This is a genomic window from Thioclava marina (assembly GCF_002020135.1).
Classification (GTDB): Bacteria; Pseudomonadota; Alphaproteobacteria; order Rhodobacterales; family Rhodobacteraceae; genus Thioclava; species Thioclava marina.
In genome coordinates, this window is sequence record NZ_MPZS01000001.1 from 1,787,988 (window position 1) to 1,809,163 (window position 21,176).

Annotated in this window: 18 protein-coding genes; 9 read left to right on the forward strand and 9 right to left on the reverse strand. The window is 63.7% G+C overall.

The window, feature by feature from the left end; all coding sequences use genetic code 11:
- Nucleotides 1-33: 33 nt before the first annotated feature.
- The 7 genes from addA to regB all read right to left on the reverse strand — a co-directional run bounded on the left by addA (nucleotide 34) and on the right by regB (nucleotide 11,596).
- Nucleotides 34-3,420, reverse strand: a complete 3,387-nt coding sequence (gene addA, locus BMG00_RS08645; RefSeq protein ID WP_078573998.1) for a double-strand break repair helicase AddA — start codon at nucleotides 3,418-3,420, stop codon at nucleotides 34-36.
- A complete protein-coding gene (addB, locus tag BMG00_RS08650) occupies nucleotides 3,417-6,383 on the reverse strand; it encodes a double-strand break repair protein AddB (RefSeq protein ID WP_078573999.1) in 2,967 nt (988 codons plus the stop codon). The genes addA and addB overlap by 4 nt, the downstream gene beginning before the upstream one ends.
- Nucleotides 6,373-7,059, reverse strand: coding sequence for a nucleotidyltransferase family protein (locus BMG00_RS08655; protein WP_078574001.1), 687 nt, complete (start codon nucleotides 7,057-7,059; stop codon nucleotides 6,373-6,375). Before BMG00_RS08655 ends, addB begins: the two co-directional genes overlap by 11 nt.
- Entirely contained in the window at nucleotides 7,043-8,029 is a 987-nt protein-coding gene (locus tag BMG00_RS08660) for an aminoglycoside phosphotransferase family protein (protein WP_078574002.1), read from the reverse strand. Before BMG00_RS08660 ends, BMG00_RS08655 begins: the two co-directional genes overlap by 17 nt.
- Nucleotides 8,022-8,489, reverse strand: coding sequence for a tRNA (adenosine(37)-N6)-threonylcarbamoyltransferase complex ATPase subunit type 1 TsaE (gene tsaE, locus BMG00_RS08665; protein ID WP_078526458.1), 468 nt, complete (start codon nucleotides 8,487-8,489; stop codon nucleotides 8,022-8,024). Before tsaE ends, BMG00_RS08660 begins: the two co-directional genes overlap by 8 nt.
- Before the next feature lie 39 nt (nucleotides 8,490-8,528).
- On the reverse strand, nucleotides 8,529-10,124 hold the full coding sequence (locus tag BMG00_RS08670) for a PAS-domain containing protein (protein ID WP_093469944.1): 1,596 nt from the start codon (nucleotides 10,122-10,124) through the stop codon (nucleotides 8,529-8,531).
- A gap of 89 nt (nucleotides 10,125-10,213) precedes the next feature.
- On the reverse strand, nucleotides 10,214-11,596 hold the full coding sequence (regB, locus tag BMG00_RS08675) for a sensor histidine kinase RegB (protein ID WP_078574004.1): 1,383 nt from the start codon (nucleotides 11,594-11,596) through the stop codon (nucleotides 10,214-10,216).
- 110 nt (nucleotides 11,597-11,706) lie between these two features.
- Between regB and BMG00_RS08680 the strand changes: the two genes are divergently transcribed.
- The 3 genes from BMG00_RS08680 to BMG00_RS08690 all read left to right on the forward strand — a co-directional run bounded on the left by BMG00_RS08680 (nucleotide 11,707) and on the right by BMG00_RS08690 (nucleotide 13,351).
- The gene (locus BMG00_RS08680) at nucleotides 11,707-12,369 is read left to right on the forward strand and encodes an SCO family protein (RefSeq protein ID WP_078526463.1); all 663 of its coding nucleotides are present in this window, start codon (nucleotides 11,707-11,709) and stop codon (nucleotides 12,367-12,369) included.
- Nucleotides 12,370-12,423: 54 nt separating this feature from the next.
- The gene (locus BMG00_RS08685) at nucleotides 12,424-12,978 is read left to right on the forward strand and encodes an ActR/PrrA/RegA family redox response regulator transcription factor (protein WP_078526465.1); all 555 of its coding nucleotides are present in this window, start codon (nucleotides 12,424-12,426) and stop codon (nucleotides 12,976-12,978) included.
- Between the two features lie 67 nt (nucleotides 12,979-13,045).
- On the forward strand, nucleotides 13,046-13,351 hold the full coding sequence (locus BMG00_RS08690; protein WP_078526467.1) for an H-NS histone family protein: 306 nt from the start codon (nucleotides 13,046-13,048) through the stop codon (nucleotides 13,349-13,351).
- A 61-nt stretch (nucleotides 13,352-13,412) separates the two neighbouring features.
- On the opposite strand, the gene BMG00_RS08695 is transcribed toward BMG00_RS08690, so the two are convergent.
- On the reverse strand, nucleotides 13,413-13,997 hold the full coding sequence (locus BMG00_RS08695) for an HD domain-containing protein (protein ID WP_078574006.1): 585 nt from the start codon (nucleotides 13,995-13,997) through the stop codon (nucleotides 13,413-13,415).
- Nucleotides 13,998-14,146: 149 nt separating this feature from the next.
- Between BMG00_RS08695 and BMG00_RS08700 the strand changes: the two genes are divergently transcribed.
- The 3 genes from BMG00_RS08700 (at nucleotide 14,147) to BMG00_RS08710 (ending at nucleotide 16,707) form a co-directional block, all read left to right on the forward strand.
- Complete coding sequence (locus BMG00_RS08700; RefSeq protein WP_078574007.1) at nucleotides 14,147-14,644, forward strand: hypothetical protein; 498 nt, start codon at nucleotides 14,147-14,149, stop codon at nucleotides 14,642-14,644.
- 75 nt (nucleotides 14,645-14,719) lie between these two features.
- Nucleotides 14,720-16,111 (forward strand): adenosylhomocysteinase, encoded by a 1,392-nt coding sequence (ahcY, locus tag BMG00_RS08705; protein WP_078574009.1) that lies wholly within the window; start codon nucleotides 14,720-14,722, stop codon nucleotides 16,109-16,111.
- Nucleotides 16,112-16,365: 254 nt separating this feature from the next.
- Nucleotides 16,366-16,707: a DUF2853 family protein gene (locus BMG00_RS08710; protein ID WP_078526475.1), complete on the forward strand. Its 342-nt coding sequence runs from the start codon at nucleotides 16,366-16,368 to the stop codon at nucleotides 16,705-16,707.
- Between the two features lie 55 nt (nucleotides 16,708-16,762).
- Here the strand turns inward: BMG00_RS08710 and BMG00_RS08715 are convergent, their stop codons facing one another.
- Nucleotides 16,763-17,380: an enoyl-CoA hydratase/isomerase family protein gene (locus BMG00_RS08715; RefSeq protein WP_078527231.1), complete on the reverse strand. Its 618-nt coding sequence runs from the start codon at nucleotides 17,378-17,380 to the stop codon at nucleotides 16,763-16,765.
- Between the two features lie 115 nt (nucleotides 17,381-17,495).
- Here BMG00_RS08715 and BMG00_RS08720 point away from each other — a divergent pair, with 115 nt between their 5' ends.
- The 3 genes from BMG00_RS08720 (at nucleotide 17,496) to BMG00_RS08730 (ending at nucleotide 21,174) form a co-directional block, all read left to right on the forward strand.
- On the forward strand, nucleotides 17,496-18,983 hold the full coding sequence (locus BMG00_RS08720; protein ID WP_158521703.1) for a DUF2125 domain-containing protein: 1,488 nt from the start codon (nucleotides 17,496-17,498) through the stop codon (nucleotides 18,981-18,983).
- 69 nt (nucleotides 18,984-19,052) lie between these two features.
- The gene (locus BMG00_RS08725; RefSeq protein WP_078526479.1) at nucleotides 19,053-20,402 is read left to right on the forward strand and encodes a TldD/PmbA family protein; all 1,350 of its coding nucleotides are present in this window, start codon (nucleotides 19,053-19,055) and stop codon (nucleotides 20,400-20,402) included.
- Nucleotides 20,389-21,174 (forward strand): 3'(2'),5'-bisphosphate nucleotidase CysQ, encoded by a 786-nt coding sequence (locus tag BMG00_RS08730; protein ID WP_078526481.1) that lies wholly within the window; start codon nucleotides 20,389-20,391, stop codon nucleotides 21,172-21,174. The genes BMG00_RS08725 and BMG00_RS08730 overlap by 14 nt, the downstream gene beginning before the upstream one ends.
- Nucleotides 21,175-21,176 lie beyond the last annotated feature (2 nt).

Below are 21,176 nucleotides of genomic sequence, written 5' to 3' on the forward strand. Positions count from 1 at the left end.
TTGCAGCGAAGGTATGTCCCGGCCCGCATCACGTCAAGATACGGGGGGTGTTCGCAATGCCGCATCAAGCTGTGCATCAGTGAGCGGCATGATCGCGCCGCTTCGCGTCCAGAGGATCGAACAGCGGATCGGTTGACCGGGATGGATCTGGCGCAGCGCGGCGCGGTAGGCGGCCATCTGCTTCACGATCCCGTCAGGGACATCCACGGGGCGTTCGGGGACGATGCGGTTCGACTTGTAATCGAGCAGCTCGATCCCGTCCGGCCCGATCCGCATCCGGTCGATGAACCCGTGAATGCGCGCGCCGAGCTCGGCGATTTCGGCTGTGATCTCCACCTCGGCCAGCGTGTCCGACCCCAGCCAATCCGCCATTCCGGGCGCGTCGAGAACCGTTTGCGCCTCGGTCAGAACAGGCTCTATTTCATCAGGGAGCAGCGCATCCTCGCCCTGCGAAAGCAGAATGCGTGCGGTCTCGGGCCACTGCGCGCGCGGGCGAAGCGGGAGATGTTCGAGCAGACGGTGCAGGTTGCGCCCATGCCGTTTCGCGGCCTCCTCGTCGCCTGCGCCGCCCTCGCCGAAAAGCGCTTTCTCCCCGCCGAGATCTGACGGCGAAAGCAGTTTCGGAGCAGGAGCGATCTCCGGTGCGGGATGCAGCGCCCAGGCTGGAAGCGACAGCGACTGCGATTGGTCAGCGGTTGCCGGGGTCGCAGCAGGCTCGGGCCAGTCTCCGTTGCAATGGCGCAGGATCTCGCCACGGGTGCGCAACTCTTCGGAAAGCGCCGAAACAGTCTCCGTTCCGGCATGATCGAGCCCAGATTGCATCCGCGCATACCAGCTTTCGTCGCCCTGACCGACATCGCCAGCCCCGGCCACGATCAGCCATTTCTCGGCCCGCGTCATCGCGACATAGAGAAGACGCAGAGCCTCTTCCTCGCGGGCGCGTTTCTCGGCCTCCGCCGCCGCCTCCTGCGCGGCGGGGGCCTGAGACGCGGCCTGGCGCCAGGCCGCTGGACCCGCTGGCAGGCGCAGGAGTTTCGGCGGATTAGGCTCTCTTTTCTTCGCGGTGTCGGGCAGGATCACGATCGGGGCCTCGAGCCCTTTCGAGCCGTGCACGGTCATCACGCGGATCGCGCGCCCTGCCCCTTCGAGCTGACGCTTCACCTCGACGTCATCCGCGTCGAGCCAGCCGAGGAAGCCGGTCAGGCTTGGCACCTCGTTGCGCTCGAAGGCCAGCGCCTGGGAAATCAGCTCGTCGATCCCGTCTTCGGCCTCCGGCCCGAGCCGCGCCAGCAGCCTTTCGCGCCCGCCATGCCGAGTCAAAAGGCGCTCGATCAGCTCGAATGGCCGCAGGAAATCGGCGTGGTCGCGCAGATCTTGCAGAATTTCGAGCGTGTCGGGACGGCTGGTATCGTGGCGCAGCGCCTCCCAGAGGAACCCCTTGCGCGGTTTGGCGAGCGCGTAAAGGTCTGCCTCGGACCAGTTCAGAAGCGGCGACCGCAGAGCCTCGGCCAGTGACAAATCGTCCTCGGACGTCGCCAGAAAGGCGAGAATAGAGCGGATATCGCGCACGGCGAGTTCCGCGCCGAGCTTGAGCCGATCCGCCCCCGCCACGGAAAGACCGATGGCCTTGCAGGCGCGGATCACCTCGGCGAAAAGCTCGGAACGGCGGCGCACGAGGATGAGGAAATCCCCCTCATGGACCGGGCGCGCCCCGCCCTTCGCCTCGTGATCGGGGATCTGGACGCCGGAGGCGATCATCTCGCGAATTTCGGCGGCAATCGCGCGCGAGAGCACCGAAACATCCGAGGCGCTGCTCGGCAGGTCGACCGGATCGGACCAGTCGCCCTCCTCGATGGCTTCCTCCTGCGCGATCACCGGCCAGAGATCGACGCGGCCGGGGAGCATTTCGCGGAAGGCGATATGCGAGGGCGCGCCGCCCAGACCCGCCTCGGCGCCGCGCGCGAAGCTCTCGTCGACGACACGCAGAACCGAGGCCGCCGAACGGAAGGAATGTTCGAGCTCCAACGTCACGAGCGCCTGTCCGATGCCACGGAACTTTTCGGTAAAATGGGCCCGCATAGTCTCGAACTGAGCCAGATCGGCGCCCTGAAAGGAGTAGATCGACTGCTTGCGGTCGCCGACGACAAAAAGGGTGCGCTGCTTGTCGCGCGCGCCCTCGCCGGCGGTGAATTCCTCGGCGATCCGCTCGATCACACGCCATTGGCGGGGGCTCGTATCCTGCGCCTCATCCACGAGAATGTGGTCGATCCCGCCATCGAGCCGGAACAGCACCCATTGCGCGACCGACGGATCTTCGAGAAGCGCCGCCGCGCGGTCGATGAGGTCGTCGAAATCGAGCCAACCGCGCGCGGCCTTATAGGCGTCGATCCGGGGCAGGAAAGCTTGGGCGAAGCGGTGCAGGATGAGGCTGTGCTCCGCCGCGACGAGGGCGAGACGCTTCGGACGGGCCTCGGAGATACGCTCCGACAGATCGGCCAGCCCCTCGAACGCGCCAGCGCCGAGCGTCTTGGCAAGACCTTTCGTCACGACCTTCTCACCCTTGGGCTGATAGGGCGGCCCGTCCTTGGGGCTCTTGACGCAGAGCACCTCTTCAAGCGCCTGCATCGCGCCAAGATCGAGATCCGTGATCGTCGCCAGCGCCCGACCGAGTTTCTGATCGGTCACACCGCTCGCGAGGCAGTAAGGCGTGACTTCGCGCATCAGCGCAAGATCGCCGGACCGGAAAGTCTCGGCCAGCAGGTGCGCGCTGTCGAAGCCGGCCGAAAGCCCGTAGGCGTTCTGAAGCGTTTCGAGGTCGATATCCTTGGGAAAACCGAGCCTGTTATGGCTGATTTGCCCCACGAGAACGGCCAGATCCTCGCCCGAATAGATCGACAAGAGCGCGTCGAGACGGTCGCGGTCGGCCCCGCTCGCCATCTCCTCCAGCACCTCCTCGCGCATCAGTTGCCCGGCGCGATCATCCATCTCGGAAAAACCATGCGGCACCTTCGCCTCAAGCGGGAACCGGCGCAGCAAGGCCGCGCAGAAGGCGTGGATCGTCTGGATCTTCAGTCCGCCCGGCGTCTCGATCGCCTGGGCGAACAAGCGCCGCGCGGTGGCAAGCTCATCTGCCCCCAGCGGTCCCTCGGCCCCGAGATCGCGCAGCGCCGACCGCAGCTCGACCTCCTCCATCATCGCCCATTTGCCCAGAAGACCAAGCAGACGGTTCTGCATCTCGGCCGCCGCGGCCTTCGTATAGGTGAGGCAGAGGATCCGGTGCGGCTCGGTCCCCGAAAGCAGCATCCGCGCCACACGGTCGGTCAAGACCTTGGTCTTTCCCGAACCCGCATTCGCCGCAAGCCAGACCGAATGGCTGGGAACCGAGGCCTGCTGCTGCCGCTCGCTTGCCGATCGGGTCATGCCGAGCCCTCCTTTGGCGGGGTATCGGTGATGTCCCATTCGCCAAAACGAGAGAGCTGGTCGTAATCCGAGATATCGCGCGCTTTCTGCATCGCCCGTCGTGCGGTGAACCCTTGCGAGGGGCGCAGGTAGCGCGCGATCAGTTCTTCCAGCTTGACCCAGTTGTCTTCAGGGGTCTCTTCACGGTCCTTGACCTTGATCGTCTGGCCCATCGTCCGCGTTTCGCCATCCCCACCGAGCCGGATATAGGTCATCGCCGAAACGTCTCGCGGCCCGATCTGCTCAAACGCGCCACGGCTCACCATCGCGGCCTCAAGCAGCATCTGCTTGTTGAAGGCCAGAACCTCCGCATCTCCCGGCGGTTTGCCGGTCTTGTAGTCGAAAATCTCGGCGCTGCCGTCTTCCAGAATGTCGATACGATCGGGTTTTGCGGAGAGCGTGAAATTCACCTTTTGCAGTGGAATAGAGCCTTTTTTTTCGATCACGGCCGGAGTGCCCTTCGCGCGCCGTTCTTCCTCGTCGCGGCAGAATTTCTCGGCGATGCCATGGATGCGCGCAAACCAGATGCGTTGCGTGCTCGGCCAGGGAATTTTCGTTTCGAGAACCTCTTGCGTGATCGTGAGAAGCCGCGCGCGGGCGCAGTCGAGCGTCTCTCCCTCGACATGGGTTTTCACGAAGGTCTCGACGATCTCGTGCAACACCTGCCCGCGCAAGAGCGGATCGGGCTCGGGGCGCAGCGGATCGAGTGGACGCAAACGCAGGATGCGGCGCGCATAGATCGCGTATGGGTCGCGGATCAGGGTCTGGATCGCGGTCACGGGAAGCTCGCGCGGGCGATCCTCGACCGGGGGTTTCGGCGAGGGGCGCGGCGCGGGGGTGAGCGAGATCTTCGGCCGCTCCAGCTCCTGCGCGAGATCGATCCATCGCTGCCCGCGCGCCTCCATCGCCTTGAGGGCGGCCACGCCATTTTGCTCTGGCAGCCCCTTGATCAGGTTCAGAAGACGGTTGAGCCAACGCGAAGGGATCGTCTGCGCCTCGGCGTCGCGTCCGGCACGACTGAGGATCACCTGCGGCGCGGCAACGGCTTGCTGGAAGTCATGGGAGGAAAGACCGATCTGCCTTTCGGGCAACAACAGACCCGCTTCCAGCCGCATCTGGCGACTCAGCCACGGGTCGGGCGCGGGGGCTTCGGGCCAGCTGCCTTCGTTCAGACCGCCGCAGATCACCAGCTTCGCACCCTGCGCCCGCGCCTCCAACGTGCCCCAGATCGCAATGAGCGGATGGGAGGTCAGGGTCTGGCGCACCATCCCGCCTTGCAGGTGGCGATTGACCAGATCGGCATAATCCGAAGCGCTGACCTCACCGGCATGACCGGCCTGTTCGCGCAGATCACTCATCAGGCGCAGCGCCTCGCGCCCCCCGGCCTCGCGCCAGAGCTCGCTTGCAGCGGGATCGCCTCCCGGGCCCGCGGCAATCGCTTCGCACAGCGCCAGATGCGCCTCGACGCGGGGCGGCAGTTGATCGGGCAGCGGCGCCACGATCTGCGACAGGATACCGGCAAGCCATTCCGCCCAGGTTTCGCGATCCTCCGGGGATTTCGCGGCCCAAACGGCAAGCGCATCCGCGTCCGGGAAGGCCGGCCCGTTGCGGCGAAGGAAAAGCTCCAGTTCGCGGGTGTTGCGCAGGTGACGGCCACGCGCCTCGCCTCCCGCCCCGGTCGCGGTGAGCGGATGCTTGAGCAGGATCATCAACTCGGCGATCGGCAGCCTCTGCCCGCTGATCTGCGCGACATGGCGCAACAACCGTCCCGGCGCAGTCTGCTGAAGCGGCTGGCCCGCACTGTCGTCGGGCACAATCCCCCAGCGGTCGAGCGCCGCCGCCACCCGCCGCGCAAGGAGCCGATCGGGGGTAATGAGTGCCGCCTGCACCTGCCGCTCGGCCGCCTCGCGCAGGGCCAGCGCGATCGCCAGCGCCTCTTCGCGCGGGTCGCGGGCGGTGATCAGTGAAAGCCCCGCGCAGGCCGTTTCGAGATCACCGAGAGAACCACCCTCTTCGCGCCACTGATCGGTCACAGGCGCGGGACGCAGGGCCAGTGAGACCAGTCGGTTTCGAGCAGGATCGGGAGCCGGAATCGCGCGCCAGTCCTGAACCGTCTCAGGCGCCAGATCGAGACTGCGGAGCAGCGCGAGAAATCGATATTGCGGGTGATCCTCGATGGGAAAGAGGCTGGAATCGAGACTATTCCAAGCCTTTTCAGTCATATCCCGGTCGAAACCCGGCAGGACGACCATCCCTTCGGGCAGGTGCGCGACAAGCCGCATGAACAACGACGTCGCCCCGCGCGAGCCGGTCGAACCGGCCACGATCACCGGATCTGCGGGCGGGGCGTCGCGCCAGGTCTGTGCGAGCGCCTCGACCACCATCCTTTGACGCGCCTCGGCGTCAAGCTCGCCATCGCTTTCGAAATAGCGCGCGATGATGCGGATGAAGGCAAGGCTTTGCTGCCAATGGCGGGCATGGGTCTCCGCGATCTCCAGCCGGTCGAGCCTTTCGGGATGCACGCCCTCGCTCTGCATCTCGGCCATCAGGCTTGCAAGGCTCTCGGCCAGCGCGAAATGGCTCGAACCGGCCTCGAATTCGGGTAGGCGTCGGGTGAGTTCCTCGACAAGGCGGGTCAGTTCGAGCTTGCGGCGCAGGCTTGGGACCGGCATCGGCAGCCCCGCGAGCGGATCGGCACCCAGATCGCTGATCAGCAGGAGCTGCGGCAGGTAGCGCGCGCCGTTCTCGAGAAAGCATTCCCTCACGCGGCGGCGCATCCGGCCCGAGTTGAGATAGAGCCGCGCCCGCGCCATCGCCTCGGGCGGGCGGTCCGCGAACCGTTCGATCAGCCCCGCGACCACCTCGCGGGGGAAATCGACGCCCGGTGGCAGGGCGAAGAGATGCGCGCCGGGATCAACCGCCATCGAGCATCCCCTCGGCCAGCGGGATCGACTCTGGGCGGCCGACATCGCACCAGCCCCCCTCGTGCACGATCCCGTAGAGACGCCCCTCGGAGATCATCTGGTTCCAGAGTAGGTTGAGGGAGAATTTTTCCTCCGAAATCGTCTCTATTCCAGCAGGATCGATGATTTGAGCGCCGGTATAGACATAGCCCGGACCGCGCCTCAGCCGCCCCTGATCGTCACAGGTGAAATCCCCTGCGCCCATATGGCCCAGTGCCTGTTCGGGTGGCACCAACATCAAGAGCGCCCCCATCCGGTCAGGCTCCCACGCGGCACGCAATCGCGCGATCGCATTCGGCCCGGTCCAGATCGCATCGGTATTGAGTGTAAGAACCGGCCCCTCGCCCAGAAGCGGCAGCGCCTTGCGCAAACCGCCGCCGGTTTCCAGAACCTCTTCGCTTTCGTCCGAGACCAGCACCTCGCGCCCGGCAAGATGAGCGATCATCTGATCGGCGAAATAATGGACATTCGCCACGATCCGCCGCGCCCCGCCCTCCTGAGCCAGATCGAGCGCGTGATCGATCAGCGGCTTGCCCGCCACCTCGACAAGCGGTTTCGGGCGATCATTGGTCAGCGGGCGCATCCGCGTACCCAAACCCGCCGCGAAGACCATGATGGCGTCAGGGGCTGGGGGCATCGGCTTGCAACTCCTTGATCAGCTCGGGCGTGACGGGGGGATAGGCTACGCGCAGGAAAGCGGCGATTTCGGCCAGTGTGGGATGGGCGAGGTTGCGCTCGATATAGGCCCAGACGCGCGGCATGTAGGCGAGGTAATGGGGCTTGCCATCGACGCGGCAAAGCTTGGCGAAGATGCCGAGGATCCGCAGCGCACGCTGAGTGCCGAGAAGGGCGTAGATCGCCGCGAAACGGTCATGATCGAGGCCGGCGGCGGCGGCGTAATGGGCGATCTGTGTGCGTTCGACCGCAGGCGACACGTCTCGGCGCGCATCCTGAAGGGCGGAGACGAGATCATAGGCGGGATGCGCCTGCACCGCGTCCTGAAAGTCGAGCAGCCCGAGCCGTGCGAGACCGGGCCGGTCGAGCAGGATGATATTCTCGGCATGGAAATCGCGCAGGCACATCACGAGCGGCTCTTGTGAGAGCGTGTCGAACGTCTTTGCGATGGCGGTTTTCAGTTGCGCGGCAGCGGCAGGGTCGGTGCAGGGATAATGCGCGGGCACGAGATCGAGAAGAGAGGCAAGCCCTGCCCCGTCAAGCCGTGCGAGATCCTCGAGCGGCGTGTGCCGATGCAGCGCGAGAAGCATCTCGGTGATCTCGCGATAAAGCGCGGGTTCTTCCTCGGGATGCTCGGCCAGGCGCCGCGCCATCAACGCGTCGCCGAAATCCTCCAGCAGCAACAGCCCCTCTTCATCCGAGCGCGCCAGCGGTTGCGGCGTGGAGAACCCGGCTTGCGAGAGCCAGGCGCCGATCCGCAGGAACCGCTCGATTTCGGGGCCGGGCGGGGCCTTCATCAGAATGGCGGTCTGCCCCGCGCGGGAGAGGCGCTCGTAGCTGCGCGCCGAGGCGTCACCTGCGAGCGGCGCGCGCGTCGCATCTGCCCATCCAGCGCGGGCGAGAAAGGCTATGATAGAGCCTGTTTCAGCCATTCCACGCCTCCAGAACGGCATCAACCAAGGGCGTTTGCGCACTGAAACAGACCCGGCGCGCGGCGCCATCTTCGGTCTGCTCGAACCGCAGGCGCAGCGCGCCCTCAGGCGTGGCCGAGCCCAACCGGTCGGGCCATTCGATAAGGCAGATTGCGGTCTCGAAAGCGGTGTCGAGGCCCAACTCGTAGACCTCGTCGGGATGGCTGAGCCGATAGAGATCGGCATGCCAGATCTCGCAATCGGCCTCGTAGGTCTGCACAAGGGTAAAAGTCGGCGAGGGCACATCCTCCGCGCGGCCCAACCGCGATTGGATCAATGATCGCGCGAAATGGGTTTTGCCCGCGCCGATCGGCCCTTCGAGAAGCAGAACATCGCCGGGATGCGCGAAACGCGCGAAAATCGCCCCGAGGCGGGTCGTGGCGTCCGGATCGGGAAGGTCGAGGCAAGGCATCTCGGGCATGGGTCGAGTTTTACCCTGCCCCACGTCCGCTGCAAGCGGTTAACCCTGATCGAGAAGCGCCATCGTTTTGCGCGCGGGCTTGGCGACATCACCGGGCGCGGTCGGGACAAAACGCACCAACACGGCCCCGCTGGGCAGGCTTTGCAGCGAACAGATGATACGCGCCCCATTGCGCAGGCTGACGGTCTCGGACAGCGCCTCGGGTCGGCCGAATTCGCGCGCCACAGCGTGCAGGCGCGACCAGAGCGCGGAAGGATCCGCCTGCGCCTCCCACTGGCTGATCGCGTCAGACAAGGTGATCCGCCCGAGCGTTGTTTCCGGCTCCAGCCCCCACAGCCGCGCATAGGCAGCATTGGAAAGCGCAAGTTCCCCCGACGGATGGAAGACGACCACCGCATCGGGCAACGCGTCGAGCACATCCTGCCCCATCTCGATCTCGCCGCGGAAACGCCGCGTCAGTGATATCTCGGCCGAGATATCCTCGAAGAGAAACGCCACCGCGCCATCGGCATGCGGGCGGCCGGTGACTCGATAGGTCTGGCCGTTGGGCAGATTCCAGGTCTCGGAATGAAAGCCCGAGGCGGCAGCCTGCTCAAGCTCTGTCATCTGGATGCGCCAGCTACGGTAATCCTTTGGCTCGGGCATCATCCGGGTCTCACGCAGCCGGTCGAGAAAGGCGTAGAGCGTCGGTCGTCCAGTGAGAAAATCCGGGCCTAGTTGCAGCAGGTCGATGAGCGCGGGATTGAAAAGCTGAAGCTGCCGGTTTCGGTCGAAAATCGCGAGGCCTGTGGTGAGATCGGCGAAAATTTTGGTGAGGGTTTGCACGAAATCGCGCAACGCCCCTTCGGCACGCACGGTCGCATCCGCGGGAAGCGCGAAATGGATCGCTCCACCGGGCACGGCGAAGGATTCGCAGTCGTACCAACGCGCACCCTCATCGTCTTTCGTAAGTTTCGCGCGGACGGGGCCTCCATCGGCCTCCCCCTCCGCCGGCAAATCGAACAATGACGGCAGAGGCCATGTGAACCCCTCTCCGCCCTCCTCGAACGCGTCCGTACGCAGCAGATAGGCGCGATTGGCCCAGGTCACGGTGCCTGCCGTATCGCTGCGCCAAACCAGAATGGGCGAGCGATCAAGCGTCGAGCGCATCATCTCCAACTCGTCTTCGAGCGCGCGCTGCGACAGGGAATCGACCCGAACACCGCGCCCTTCCGTGCCCGGATCGATCAGGGTTATCCGCGCGAAACCTCCGACATCCTCGGCGATCATCCGCATCCTCTCGGGACCAGGTGTTTCCGCGTTTTCGGTCATCTCGATCTGCCCATGCTCGGCCAGGGTGGCCATGCGGGCGCGAAACTCCGAAAAACGCGGCGCGACAAAGGACGAGAGCCGCGCCCAATCGCTGACGCTGATTGGCGTGGCCTCGAGCAGACGCCGCGCCGAGGGCGTCGCGTCAACCAGTTCCTCATTGTCGAAGAGGAAAACCGTTTCCTCCAACCCGTCGGGATGCGCAGGCTCCAACCCCTGAACGTTTTTGCGCCCGATCACCAGCCAGACGATCAGAAGGGCAATGATCGCCGCCCCGACCGAAGTCAGGGAGATCAAAGCAGCTTCAAGCCATGCGCTGTTCATCATCGGGCGACTCCAACCTGTCCGGGTCGGAGCTTGTCGCTGAAATGGTTAATTCCGGGTTAAACCCAAATTTGCGGCGCTGTCCGTAGGTCTCAGAGCTCGATCGGCTGATTGAACCCCAGCGCTCCTTCCTTCTGCGCGAGGATGCGTTGGGCAGGCCAAACCACTTCGACCACCGCACCGGAACGGGTCGGGTTGTCGGAAGCCGAGGCATAGGGCGCATCGCCATTGGCAAAACTGAGCCGCCCGCCGGTGCGTTCGATCAGCGTCTTGGCAATGAACACGCCAAGCCCCATTCCCTCGTAATCCTTGCGCTCCGACGCGTTCGAGCGCGGTTGCAGGAACGGATCTCCGATACGGTTGAGGACATTGGCCGGAAAGCCCTTGCCGTCGTCGATAACCCGCACCGTGATCCGCTCGGCATCCCATTCGGCCTCGACCCAGACGGTCGAGCGCGCGAAATCCACCGCGTTCTGAATGAAATTGCGCAGCGCATGGATCAGCTCGGGATAGCGATAGATCGTCGGCTGGCGTTCAGATCCGCCCTCGGCGGGATGCGCATCGAAGACGATCTCGATTCCGCGCTCAAGATGCGGATCCGCCGCCTCGCGCAGCACCGCCAGGAGCGGCGCGGTGCGCATATGCAGATCGTCTTTTCCGACACGTCCCATCGAGTGAAGGATATCGCGGCACCGATCAGCCTGCTCGCGGATGAGCAGCGCATCGTCGCGCAGCTCGGGCTTGTCGTCGAGTTCGTCGGCAAGCTCGGAGCTTACCAGCTTGATCGTCGCAAGCGGCGTACCCAGCTCATGCGCTGCGGCAGCCACGACCCCACCTAGATCGGTGAGCTTCTGCTCGCGCGCGAGCGCAAGCTGGGTCGCGCGCAGGGCGTCCCCCATCGAGCGTACCTCGGTCGAGACCTTGTGCGCATAAGCCCCGAGGAAGGCCACCCCGATGATGATCGCAAGCCAATAGCCGAATTCGAAGACGTCCGGCACGGCGATCACCTCGCCGGTCTTGCTGACCAGAGGCAGGTAAATGACGGCCACGATCGAGATCATCACCATCGTCGAGAGGCCGAGGAAGATCGTTGCCGAACGCTCGAGAGCGGTCGCGGCGATCGTGACCGGAACCAGGATGAGAAGGGCGAAGGGATTGTTCATCCCGCCGGTGATCGACAGGAGCAGCGCCAGTTGCGCCATATCGAACAGAAGCGTCGCCGCGGCCTCGGTCTGGGTCAGCCGCTTGGTGTCGGGAAAGAGGAAGATCGCGACGAGGTTGGCCGCGACCGCCGCACCGACCGTCGCAAGACAGAGCGGCAAATCAAGGGCGATATCATAGACATAATAGGTGACGAGAATCGCGCCGAGCTGCCCGAGGATCGCCGTCCAGCGCAAGATTATGAGTGTGCGCAGCCGCACCCAGTCGTGATGCGTCTCGGCCGGGCCGGGCTCGGCTTCCAGGCGTTGGGCCATGTTTCCTCCGCGTCGAAACCGCGCAACGTGAAACAAACGCCGCACGAAAACATTGATAATCGGCCCTCTTCGCGCGATCAATGCACCGCGGACACGAGGGAGACGAGCAAATGAACACTGTCGCGAAATTTTCGGCCATCGGGGCCGCGATTGCCGTGGTGGCGGGTTTGGGGATCACCTGGTTTGCCAGCACACGCGTCGCGAATGACGATATCTTCGCGCAATGCCGCTCGAGCGTGGTTGCGGGCGGCACCGGCCAGATCGGCGGGCCTTTCACCCTCACGGACGAGAACGGCAAGACGGTGACCGACAAGGATGTGATCACCGAGCCGAGCATCATCTATTTCGGTTATACCTATTGCCCCGATGTCTGCCCGCTCGACAGCGCGCGCAACGCCGAAGCCGTCGCCATCCTGGAAAGCCGCGGCTACTCGGTCACGCCGGTCTTCATCTCGGTCGATACCGCGCGCGACACGCCCGAAACGCTACGCGCCTTTACCGAACTCATGAGCCCGAAAATGATCGGCCTCACCGGCACGCCCGAGCAGATCCGGAAAGCCTCCCAGGAGTATCGGACCTATTTCAAGGTTCAGGATCCGGACGACCCCTATACGCTGATCGATCATTCGACGCAGAGTTATCTCGTTTTCCCGAAAATCGGCTTCGTCGAATATTTCAATCGCGACACCACGCCCGATCAGATGGCCGACAAGGTGGCTTGTTTTGTCGATGCCTGGAAGAAAGCCGGCGAGACCGCCGCAAGCGGAAATTGACCCCGAAGGGTCAAGAGCTTAAAACCGAAGCAGGAAAACAGGACGGGGGTTTCCATGGTCGAGGATAACAGCGCGGATATCGGACCGGACAAGTCACTTCTCATCGTGGATGACGACGTTCCGTTCCTGACGCGGCTCGCCCGCGCGATGGAAAAACGTGGCTTCGAACCGCAAACCGCGGAAACGGTGGCCGCCGGACGCGCAATCGTTCAATCCAACCCGCCCGCCTATGCGGTGATCGACCTGCGTCTTGAGGATGGTAACGGGCTCGACGTGGTCGAAGCGCTGCGCGAGAAGCGTGCCGATGCGCGGATCGTGGTTCTGACGGGCTATGGGGCGATCGCCACCGCCGTCGCCGCAGTGAAAATGGGCGCAACCGATTACATCGCCAAGCCGGCCGATGCGACCGATGTCACCAATGCCCTTCTTGCCAGAGGTGAAACCGCCCCGCCGCCGCCGGAAAACCCGATGAGCGCCGATCGCGTGCGCTGGGAACATATTCAGCGCGTATACGAATTGTGCGACCGCAACGTCTCGGAAACCGCGCGCCGTCTGAATATGCATCGCCGCACGCTTCAGCGTATTTTGGCGAAACGCAGCCCGCGTTAATAAAAAATCGGTTGAAATTAATTCCTGTATGCTATCAATGCTCCGGAAAAATTCCGGAGCATTTCTCATGAATCTCGACACGATGTCGCTCGACGAACTGAAAACCCTGCGCAAACAGGTCGACAAGGCGATTGCCGGTTATGAAGACCGCAAGAAAAAGGAAGCGCTCGAGCAGCTTGAAAAAGCCGCCCGTGATATGGGTTTCTCGCTGGCAGAGCTGACCGGTGGCTCGTCCAAGCCGCGCCGCACCGTTGCGCCGAAATACGCCAACCCCGCCGATTCCAGCCAGACCTGGACCGGCCGCGGCCGTAAACCGCGCTGGGTCGAAGAGGCGCTCGCCTCGGGTAAATCCCTGGATGATCTCGCGATTTAAAACTCGCGCCTTGATTGAAATCTGAATTGAAAATGCCCGCAAATCGCGGGCATTTTTATTTTCAGATTTCCGCCAATAGAGCCTCGTGCCGCGCCGTATAATCCTTCCGGACTTCCGAAGGAGGACGCAAATGGATTTTGAACCGCTCGGTATATTCCGGACCGATCTTGCCGAAAATCTTGTCGGCCTCCTTGGTCGAAAATCCCGCGATCTGTTCCGCTTCGAGCCGCGCGGAGACGATATCGGCCTTCTTGATCGCCCGCTTGATTTTCACCGGCAATGCCGCGGGCAAACCGAAGCGGATATGCACCGCCGCATCGAGCTTCGCATCGAGCACCCCATAGCCTTCCCCGATTGCCGCCTTCACCGGGCTGATCATGTCGCCCAGCACATATTCGGGCGCATCATGCAGCAGCGCCGCGAGTTTCCAGCGCGGCTCGATCTTCGGGTTCTGATGGCTGAAGATCTGTTCGACCAGCAGCGAGTGCTCGGCCACCGAATAAGGCCAGTCGCCGAAAGTCTGCCCGTTCCAGCGGGCCACGAAGGCGAGCCCATGCGCGATATCCTCAATCTCGATATCGACGGGCGTCGGATCCAGCAGGTCAAGCCTGCGCCCCGAAAGCATGCGTTGCCAGGCGCGTTTCATGCGAGCCTCTCTGAATGGTGTCGTCAGCGCTTTGGACAGCTTTGCCGTGACTACCCAAAGCACCTCCGCCTGTAAACGGCAGAGCCTGCGGGAACATTTTCCCGCCTTTCTCGTTTCAATGTCGACAAGGAGAGAGAAGGAGGACGCAGATGCACGCCTCAAAGACATCCATTCTTACCGCCGGAATCGTGGCCCTCACCATTCCCGCGACGATCGCGATCGCCAAGGTCACGAATGAGGTCGCTCCGTTGGAGCAATCCCCGCGGCAGATCATGCTGAACGGGTACGAGGGCGATGGGCGTCCGATGGACGATATCGGCTCGAACATTCCCTATGGCGACCTTTCCGCCTTCGACAAGATTACGACGATCGGCGCGGCACAGAGCCCCGACGTGCCCTATTGCGACGAGCGTGCGGCCTTGCTGAAAACGCTCGATCACGATTTCGCCGAGAGTCCCCGCGTCAAGAAAGCTCTTGGCGACAACCGTTCGGTCGAGCTTTGGGCATCCTCTGTCATGGGCACCTGGACGGCGGTTTACACCCGTGCCGATGGCGTGTCTTGCGTGGTCTCGTCGGGAATGGGCTGGGAACAGGGTGACAACCCGGTCGCTCTGCTCGGTCGCGAGGGCATCCTCCCCGCGACGTGACGGCACGGCAGGCTTCATTGCCGGTTCACCAATGCAGTGCTACATAGCGCCCAAATTCAGATTTGGGAGCCGCAGATGGCCGACTACATCATCAAGGATATCGCCCTGGCGAATTACGGCCGCAAGGAGCTCGACATTGCCGAAACCGAGATGCCGGGCCTGATGGCCTGCCGCGCCGAATTCGGCGAGAGCCAGCCGCTGAAAGGCGCGCGGATTGCGGGCTCGCTGCACATGACGGTGCAGACCGCCGTGCTGATCGAGACGCTCAAGGCGCTCGGCGCGGATGTTCGCTGGGCCTCGTGCAACATCTTCTCGACGCAGGATCACGCGGCGGCGGCGATCGCCGCGGGCGGCACCCCGGTCTTCGCAATCAAGGGCGAGACGCTGGAGGAATACTGGTCCTACACCGACAAGATCTTCCAGTTCGAGGAAGGCACCTGCAACATGATCCTCGACGATGGCGGGGATGCGACGCTCTATATCCTGATGGGTGCCCGCGTCGAGAATGGCGAGACCGGCCTGATCGAAGTACCCACGTCGGAAGAGGAAGAGGCGCTTTTCGCCCAAATCAAGAAGCGCATGAAGGAAAGCCCCGGCTGGTTCACACAGCAGCGCGACGCGATCAAGGGCGTCTCGGAAGAGACCACGACCGGCGTGCATCGCCTCTACGATCTGCACAAGAAGGGCCTCCTGCCCTTCCCGGCGATCAACGTGAATGACTCCGTCACCAAATCGAAATTCGACAACAAATACGGCTGTAAAGAGAGCCTCGTGGACGGCATCCGCCGTGCCACCGACACGATGATGGCCGGCAAGGTCGCCGTCGTGTGCGGCTATGGCGATGTGGGCAAGGGCTCGGCCGCTTCGCTACGCGGCGCAGGCGCCCGCGTGAAAGTGACCGAAGTCGATCCAATCTGCGCGCTTCAAGCCGCGATGGACGGGTTCGAAGTCGTCGTGCTGGAAGACGTCGTCGACAGCGCCGACATCTTCATCACCACCACCGGCAACAAGGACGTCATCCGCATCGAGCATATGCGCGCGATGAAGGACATGGCGATCGTCGGCAATATCGGCCATTTCGACAATGAAATTCAGGTGGCGAGCCTGAAGAACCACAAATGGACCAACATCAAGGACCAGGTGGACATGATCGAGATGCCCTCGGGCGCGCGCATCATCCTTCTGTCGGAAGGCCGCCTGCTGAACCTCGGCAACGCCACCGGCCACCCGAGCTTCGTGATGTCGGCGAGTTTCACCAACCAAGTGCTGGCGCAGATCGAACTGTGGACCAAGGGCGAGGAGTATGCGCCCGGCGTCTACATCCTGCCCAAGCATCTCGACGAAAAGGTCGCGCGCCTGCATCTCAACCGGATCGGCGTCAAACTCACCGAGCTGCGCCCCGATCAGGCGGAGTATATCGGCGTCACGGTCGAAGGGCCCTTCAAGCCCGAGCATTACCGCTACTGATCGACGCGACTATCGCATCGACAAGGCCGCGCCTCCGGGTGCGGCCTTTGTTTGTCGCAAGCCCCCTGTCGCGCTAGGCTGAGGCAATCCCGCAGCCCGCCTCGACCCCGACCCGACCTTTATCCAGCGCCTCTCGTGTCGCGGGGGAAAGTGACGCCGCTTTTCCCCAAGATTTTGGCTTTGTATTTTCTTTATCCGGGCTTACCCTGCGCCTGCCACAATTTCGAATGATCTAACTTCAACAGGTGGGACTCATGGGTAAAAGAGACGAGCTGATCGAGAAATATGCTGACGATCTGAAAACCAAATGCGGCATGACGCCGGATATGGATCTGCTGACCAAGGTCACGATCGGCTGCGGCCCCTCGATCTACGATGCGGATGCCTCGACCGTCGCCGGTTCGGACAAGGGCGAACTGGAAACCGTCAAGAACAACTTCCTCGTCAAGAAGCTCGGCCTCGCCGATGGCCCGGAACTGATGGACGCGATCGACAGCGTGATCGAGACCTACGGCCGTTCGGAGCGCAACAAGTATCGCGCCGTCGTCTATTACATGCTGACCAAGCATTTCGGCAAAGAGAGCGTCTACGCCTGAGCGGACCCTCTTTCGCAATGCTTACGGCCCGGGGATGACCCGGGCCGTTCGCGTTTCAGGGGATAAGACCCTTGATCCCCGCGACATGGGACGGTTTGGCCCCGCGCGCATCGGCCGCGAGACCTGCCACGGTCTCCATCAGAGCCTCGGGCGCCACGATCCGGTCGATCAGCCCCCAACCCAGCGCCTCCTCGGCCTCGATCTTCTGACCCGCCATCAGGATCATCTTCGCCCGCGCGGGCCCGATCAGAGCGGCCATGCGCGGCGGGTCCGAAGGCTGCGGCAAAAAGCCCAGCTTCATCACCGGGTAGAAGAACTTGGCCCCCGGGACCGCGATGCGCAGGTCGCAGGCCAGAACCATTCCCATCGCGCCTCCCGCCAGCGTGCCATTGAGCGCCGCGATCGTCAGGCAGGGCAGCGCCGCGATCGCGCCCGAGAGCCGCTCCCAAACCGGATCGGTCGCCAACGTGCCGCTACGCGCCTCATCCAGATCCGCCCCGGCGGAAAACACTTTCCCGATGCCCGTCAGCACGAAAACCCGCGCCTCCTCGGCCTTGGCGCGTTCGGCCAGATCCGCGATTTCATTCAGCATCGCCTGCGTGAGCGAATTGGCCTTTTCGGGCCGGTCAATCGTCACGGTCCAGAGCCCGTCCTCGATCTGGTGGCGGATCATCACAATCTCCAGCTTTGGCATCCTCCCTTCGATCTAACAGCGATACCGGGCCTTGACCATCGCGCATCCCCACGGGAGGATGTGCCGATTTTGTTTTCTATCGAAAGGTATCGTCATGTCCTGGTTGAAACCCGCCGGAACCGGCGCGGTGATTGTCACGCTTCTTTCGACCACAGCCGGGTTCGCGGATGTCACGCCCGAGCAGGTCTGGGACGGCTGGCAAAAAGGCTATCAGAGCTATGGCTATGACGTGATGGTCGGCAACTCCGACCGCAGCGGCGATACGCTTACCGTCACGGATGTGAAGATCACGAACGAGATGGACGATTCCAGCTTCACGATGACGATCCCCGAGCTGAAGCTGCGCGATCGCGGCGATGGCACGGTGGAAGCCACGATGTCGGAGAAGATGACCGGCGTGGCGAGCTCGGACCTGCCCGATCAGCCGGCGATGTCGCTCGACATGGTGATGACGCAGACCGACAGCTCGATCGTGGTCTCGGGAACGCCCGAGGACATGATCTACGCCATCGACGCGCCCAAGGTGACGGTCGAGATGGACCAGAGCGGCGATGCGGGCGATCAGTCCATCCCGGTCAAGATCTGGCTCGCGATGGAAAACACCACCGGCACCTACGAGATGAAGCTGGGCGAGGCGCATGACGTGACCTCTGCGATCAAGACCGGTCTGGTGAAATTCACCGCATCGGGCGCCGATCCTGAGGGCGGCGGCACTTTCAACTTCGATGGTCAGGTCTCGGATGTCACCTATGACGGCCGTTTCGTGCTGCCCAATGGTGTGCCGATGGAGAAGCTCGACGAGGCGCTCAATGCCGGTGCGAATATTCAGGTCGCGCTGAAATACGCGGCCTCGGAATACGCGATGAACGTGGACAGCCCCGACGGGCCGGTCTCGCAAAAGACCACCGACAGTGGCGGCGCGCTTGATATCGGGATGTCGAAGGACGGTATCCACTTCGCCGGCACGAGCGAGGGCAGCAAGGTCGAAATGACCACGAAAGAACTGCCCTTCCCGGTCAATCTGGCGCTGGAATCGGCGAATATGGATTTCGCGATGCCGGTGTCGAAGGGTGATGCGGATCAGGACTTCAAGGCGAAGTTCGCTCTCAACGGGCTGACCGTCTCCGATGATCTGTGGAACATGTTCGATCCGGGCCAGAACCTGCCGCGCGACCCGGCGACGCTGAGGATCGACGTGACCGGCAAGATGACGCTGTCCGATGATCTCTTCTCTCCGGCCGTCGCCGCCATGCCGGCACCGCCGATGCAGGTGAATTCGGTCGACATCAAGGACGTGCACCTGTCCGTCGTGGGTGCCGAGTTGAACGGCTCGGGTGCGCTGGAAATCCAGAATGACGGGCCGATGCCGATGCCCAAGGGTGCGATCGACCTGAGCCTGACCGGAGCGAACGCGCTGATGGACAAGCTCGTCGCGATGGGTCTGGTGCCGCAAGATCAGATCATGTTCGGCCGGATGATGTTGGGCCTCTATGCCAAGCCGACCGGCGATGACGCCTATGAATCGAAGGTCGAGTTCAAGGATGGCGGGGAAATCCTCGTCAACGGCCAGCGCGTCCAGTAAGGACAACACATAACGGCGCGGAGCCGTCCGGGACACCCGGGCGGCTCCGGTCTTTCTCAAGAGGTGGAAATGTCCGAGCAGTCCCTGTCCGATCTGACCCAGGCGCTTCTGGAAGCGGCGAAACGCGCGGGCGCCCCTGCGGCGGATGCGATCGCGGTGGACGGACGCTCGGTCGCGATCGACGTTCGCGAAGGCAAGCTCGAACAGGCCGAGCGCTCCGAAGGGATCGAGATCGGTCTGCGCGTGCTCTTCGGTGGCAAGCAAGCCTGCGTATCCGCCTCCGATATCTCCAGCCGCACGCTTGACGAGATGGCGCAGCGCGCGGTCGCGATGGCTCAGGAAGCGCCCGATGATCCCTTTGCCGGTCTCGCCGATCCTTCGCAGCTGTCGCAGACCCGCGATGCCGCCGGGATGGAGCTTGCCGATCCGAGCGCAGAGCCGTCCGCCGTCGATCTGCAACGCGACGCTCTGGAGGCCGAGGCGGCGGCGCTGGCCGTAGACGGGGTCTCGCAGGTGCAATCCGCCTCGGCCGCCTATTCCTACCGCCGGATGCACCTCGCCGCGTCGAACGGGTTCGAAGGTGGCTACGATCGCAGTGCGCGGTCGGTCTCGGCGGTCGCGATCTCGGGCGAAGGCCTGTCGATGGAGCGCGACTGGGCCGCCGAAAGCCGCGTGTTCCAGGCCGATCTGCCCAGCGCGCGCGAGGTGGGCCAACTGGCCGGCGAACGCGCCGTGGCCCGCGCCAATCCGCGCCGCCCGAAAACCGGCGCCTATCCGGTGCTGATCGACGAGCGCGTCTCGGGCAGCCTGATCGGGCATCTTCTCTCGGCGATCAACGGCCAGTCGATCGCACGCGGGGCCTCGTGGCTGCGCGACGCGATGGATCAGCCGGTACTGCCCGATCATCTCTCGCTAAGCGAGGAGCCGCATCGCAAACGGGTCTCGGGCTCACGCCCCTTCGACGCCGAAGGCCTGCCGACCACGCGTCGGATGATCGTCGAGAACGGCGTTTTGAAAAGCTGGACGCTCGATCTCGCGACCGCGCGCAAGCTCGGGCTGCAATCGACGGCCAATGCCGGGCGCGGCACCTCTGCCCCGCCCTCGCCCGGTGTCGGCAACGTTACCCTGACCCAGGGCGAGCAGAGCCGCGAGGAGCTACTGGCCGAGATGGGCACCGGCCTTCTCGTGACCTCTTTCATCGGTGCCACGATCAACCCCAATACAGGCGATTACTCGCGCGGAGCCTCGGGCTATTGGGTCGAGAATGGCGTGCCCGTCTATCCGGTCAACGAATGCACCATCGCAGGCAACCTGCGCGAGATGCTGCGTAGCCTGCGGCCCGCCAATGACGCGCGTCTGCATTTGAGCCATATCGTGCCCTCGCTACTTCTCGAAGGGATGACGCTTGCCGGAGACTGATCTGACGCTGCTGACAGAGGCCGCGAAGGAGGCCGGGAAGCTCGCCCTGAAATATTGGAAGAAAGCGCCGACCTCATGGGAGAAGGATGGCGGTGCGGGACCTGTCTCCGAGGCCGACCTCGCCGTCAATGACCTGCTCGAAGAGCAGCTGCGTGGCGCGCGTCCCGATTACGGATGGCTGTCCGAGGAAAGCGCGGACGATCCGGCGCGTCTGGCGGCGCCCGCGACCTTCATCGTCGACCCGATCGACGGCACCCGCGCCTTTCTCAACGATGATGGAAGTTTCGCCCATGCGCTTGCGGTGGCCCGTGGGGGCGAGGTCGTGGCGGGCGTCGTTCACCTGCCGGTGCATGACCTCACCTATACCGCGACGATCGACGGGCCGGCCCTGCTCAATGGCGAGCCGATTGCCCCGGCAGCGCGTTCCGAGCTGGAGGGCGCAAGCGTGTTGACCTCGAGGCTTTCGGACAACCCCACCCTTTGGAGACACGGGCTGCCGGGGTACAAACGCAACTTCCGTTCCTCTCTCGCCTGGCGGCTCTGCCTCGTGGCAGAGGGCAAATTCGATGCGACGATTTCTCTGCGCAAGGCATGGGAATGGGATATTGCGGCGGCAAGCCTGATCGCGCGGCGCGCCGGGCTGCTGGCGACGGACCGGCACGGCAAGGAGCTCCACTTCAACCGCGCGCCTCCGCTGTCGAACGGGTTGATCGTGTCGAATGCGGCCCTGCACGCCGCTTTTCTCGAAAACCTCGCATTTTGGCCGGAATAGAC

What these genes read in the sequence shown, in the direction of transcription:
- addA (WP_078573998.1), bottom strand. Translation starts at nt 3,420, where the DNA reads ATGACCCGATCGGCAAGCGAGCGGCAGCAGCAGGCCTCGGTTCCCAGC.
- addB (WP_078573999.1), bottom strand. Translation starts at nt 6,383, where the DNA reads ATGGCGGTTGATCCCGGCGCGCATCTCTTCGCCCTGCCACCGGGCGTC.
- BMG00_RS08655 (WP_078574001.1), bottom strand. Translation starts at nt 7,059, where the DNA reads ATGCCCCCAGCCCCTGACGCCATCATGGTCTTCGCGGCGGGTTTGGGT.
- BMG00_RS08660 (WP_078574002.1), bottom strand. Translation starts at nt 8,029, where the DNA reads ATGGCTGAAACAGGCTCTATCATAGCCTTTCTCGCCCGCGCTGGATGG.
- tsaE (WP_078526458.1), bottom strand. Translation starts at nt 8,489, where the DNA reads ATGCCCGAGATGCCTTGCCTCGACCTTCCCGATCCGGACGCCACGACC.
- BMG00_RS08670 (WP_093469944.1), bottom strand. Translation starts at nt 10,124, where the DNA reads ATGATGAACAGCGCATGGCTTGAAGCTGCTTTGATCTCCCTGACTTCG.
- regB (WP_078574004.1), bottom strand. Translation starts at nt 11,596, where the DNA reads ATGGCCCAACGCCTGGAAGCCGAGCCCGGCCCGGCCGAGACGCATCAC.
- BMG00_RS08680 (WP_078526463.1), top strand. Translation starts at nt 11,707, where the DNA reads ATGAACACTGTCGCGAAATTTTCGGCCATCGGGGCCGCGATTGCCGTG.
- BMG00_RS08685 (WP_078526465.1), top strand. Translation starts at nt 12,424, where the DNA reads ATGGTCGAGGATAACAGCGCGGATATCGGACCGGACAAGTCACTTCTC.
- BMG00_RS08690 (WP_078526467.1), top strand. Translation starts at nt 13,046, where the DNA reads ATGAATCTCGACACGATGTCGCTCGACGAACTGAAAACCCTGCGCAAA.
- BMG00_RS08695 (WP_078574006.1), bottom strand. Translation starts at nt 13,997, where the DNA reads ATGAAACGCGCCTGGCAACGCATGCTTTCGGGGCGCAGGCTTGACCTG.
- BMG00_RS08700 (WP_078574007.1), top strand. Translation starts at nt 14,147, where the DNA reads ATGCACGCCTCAAAGACATCCATTCTTACCGCCGGAATCGTGGCCCTC.
- ahcY (WP_078574009.1), top strand. Translation starts at nt 14,720, where the DNA reads ATGGCCGACTACATCATCAAGGATATCGCCCTGGCGAATTACGGCCGC.
- BMG00_RS08710 (WP_078526475.1), top strand. Translation starts at nt 16,366, where the DNA reads ATGGGTAAAAGAGACGAGCTGATCGAGAAATATGCTGACGATCTGAAA.
- BMG00_RS08715 (WP_078527231.1), bottom strand. Translation starts at nt 17,380, where the DNA reads ATGATCCGCCACCAGATCGAGGACGGGCTCTGGACCGTGACGATTGAC.
- BMG00_RS08720 (WP_158521703.1), top strand. Translation starts at nt 17,496, where the DNA reads ATGTCCTGGTTGAAACCCGCCGGAACCGGCGCGGTGATTGTCACGCTT.
- BMG00_RS08725 (WP_078526479.1), top strand. Translation starts at nt 19,053, where the DNA reads ATGTCCGAGCAGTCCCTGTCCGATCTGACCCAGGCGCTTCTGGAAGCG.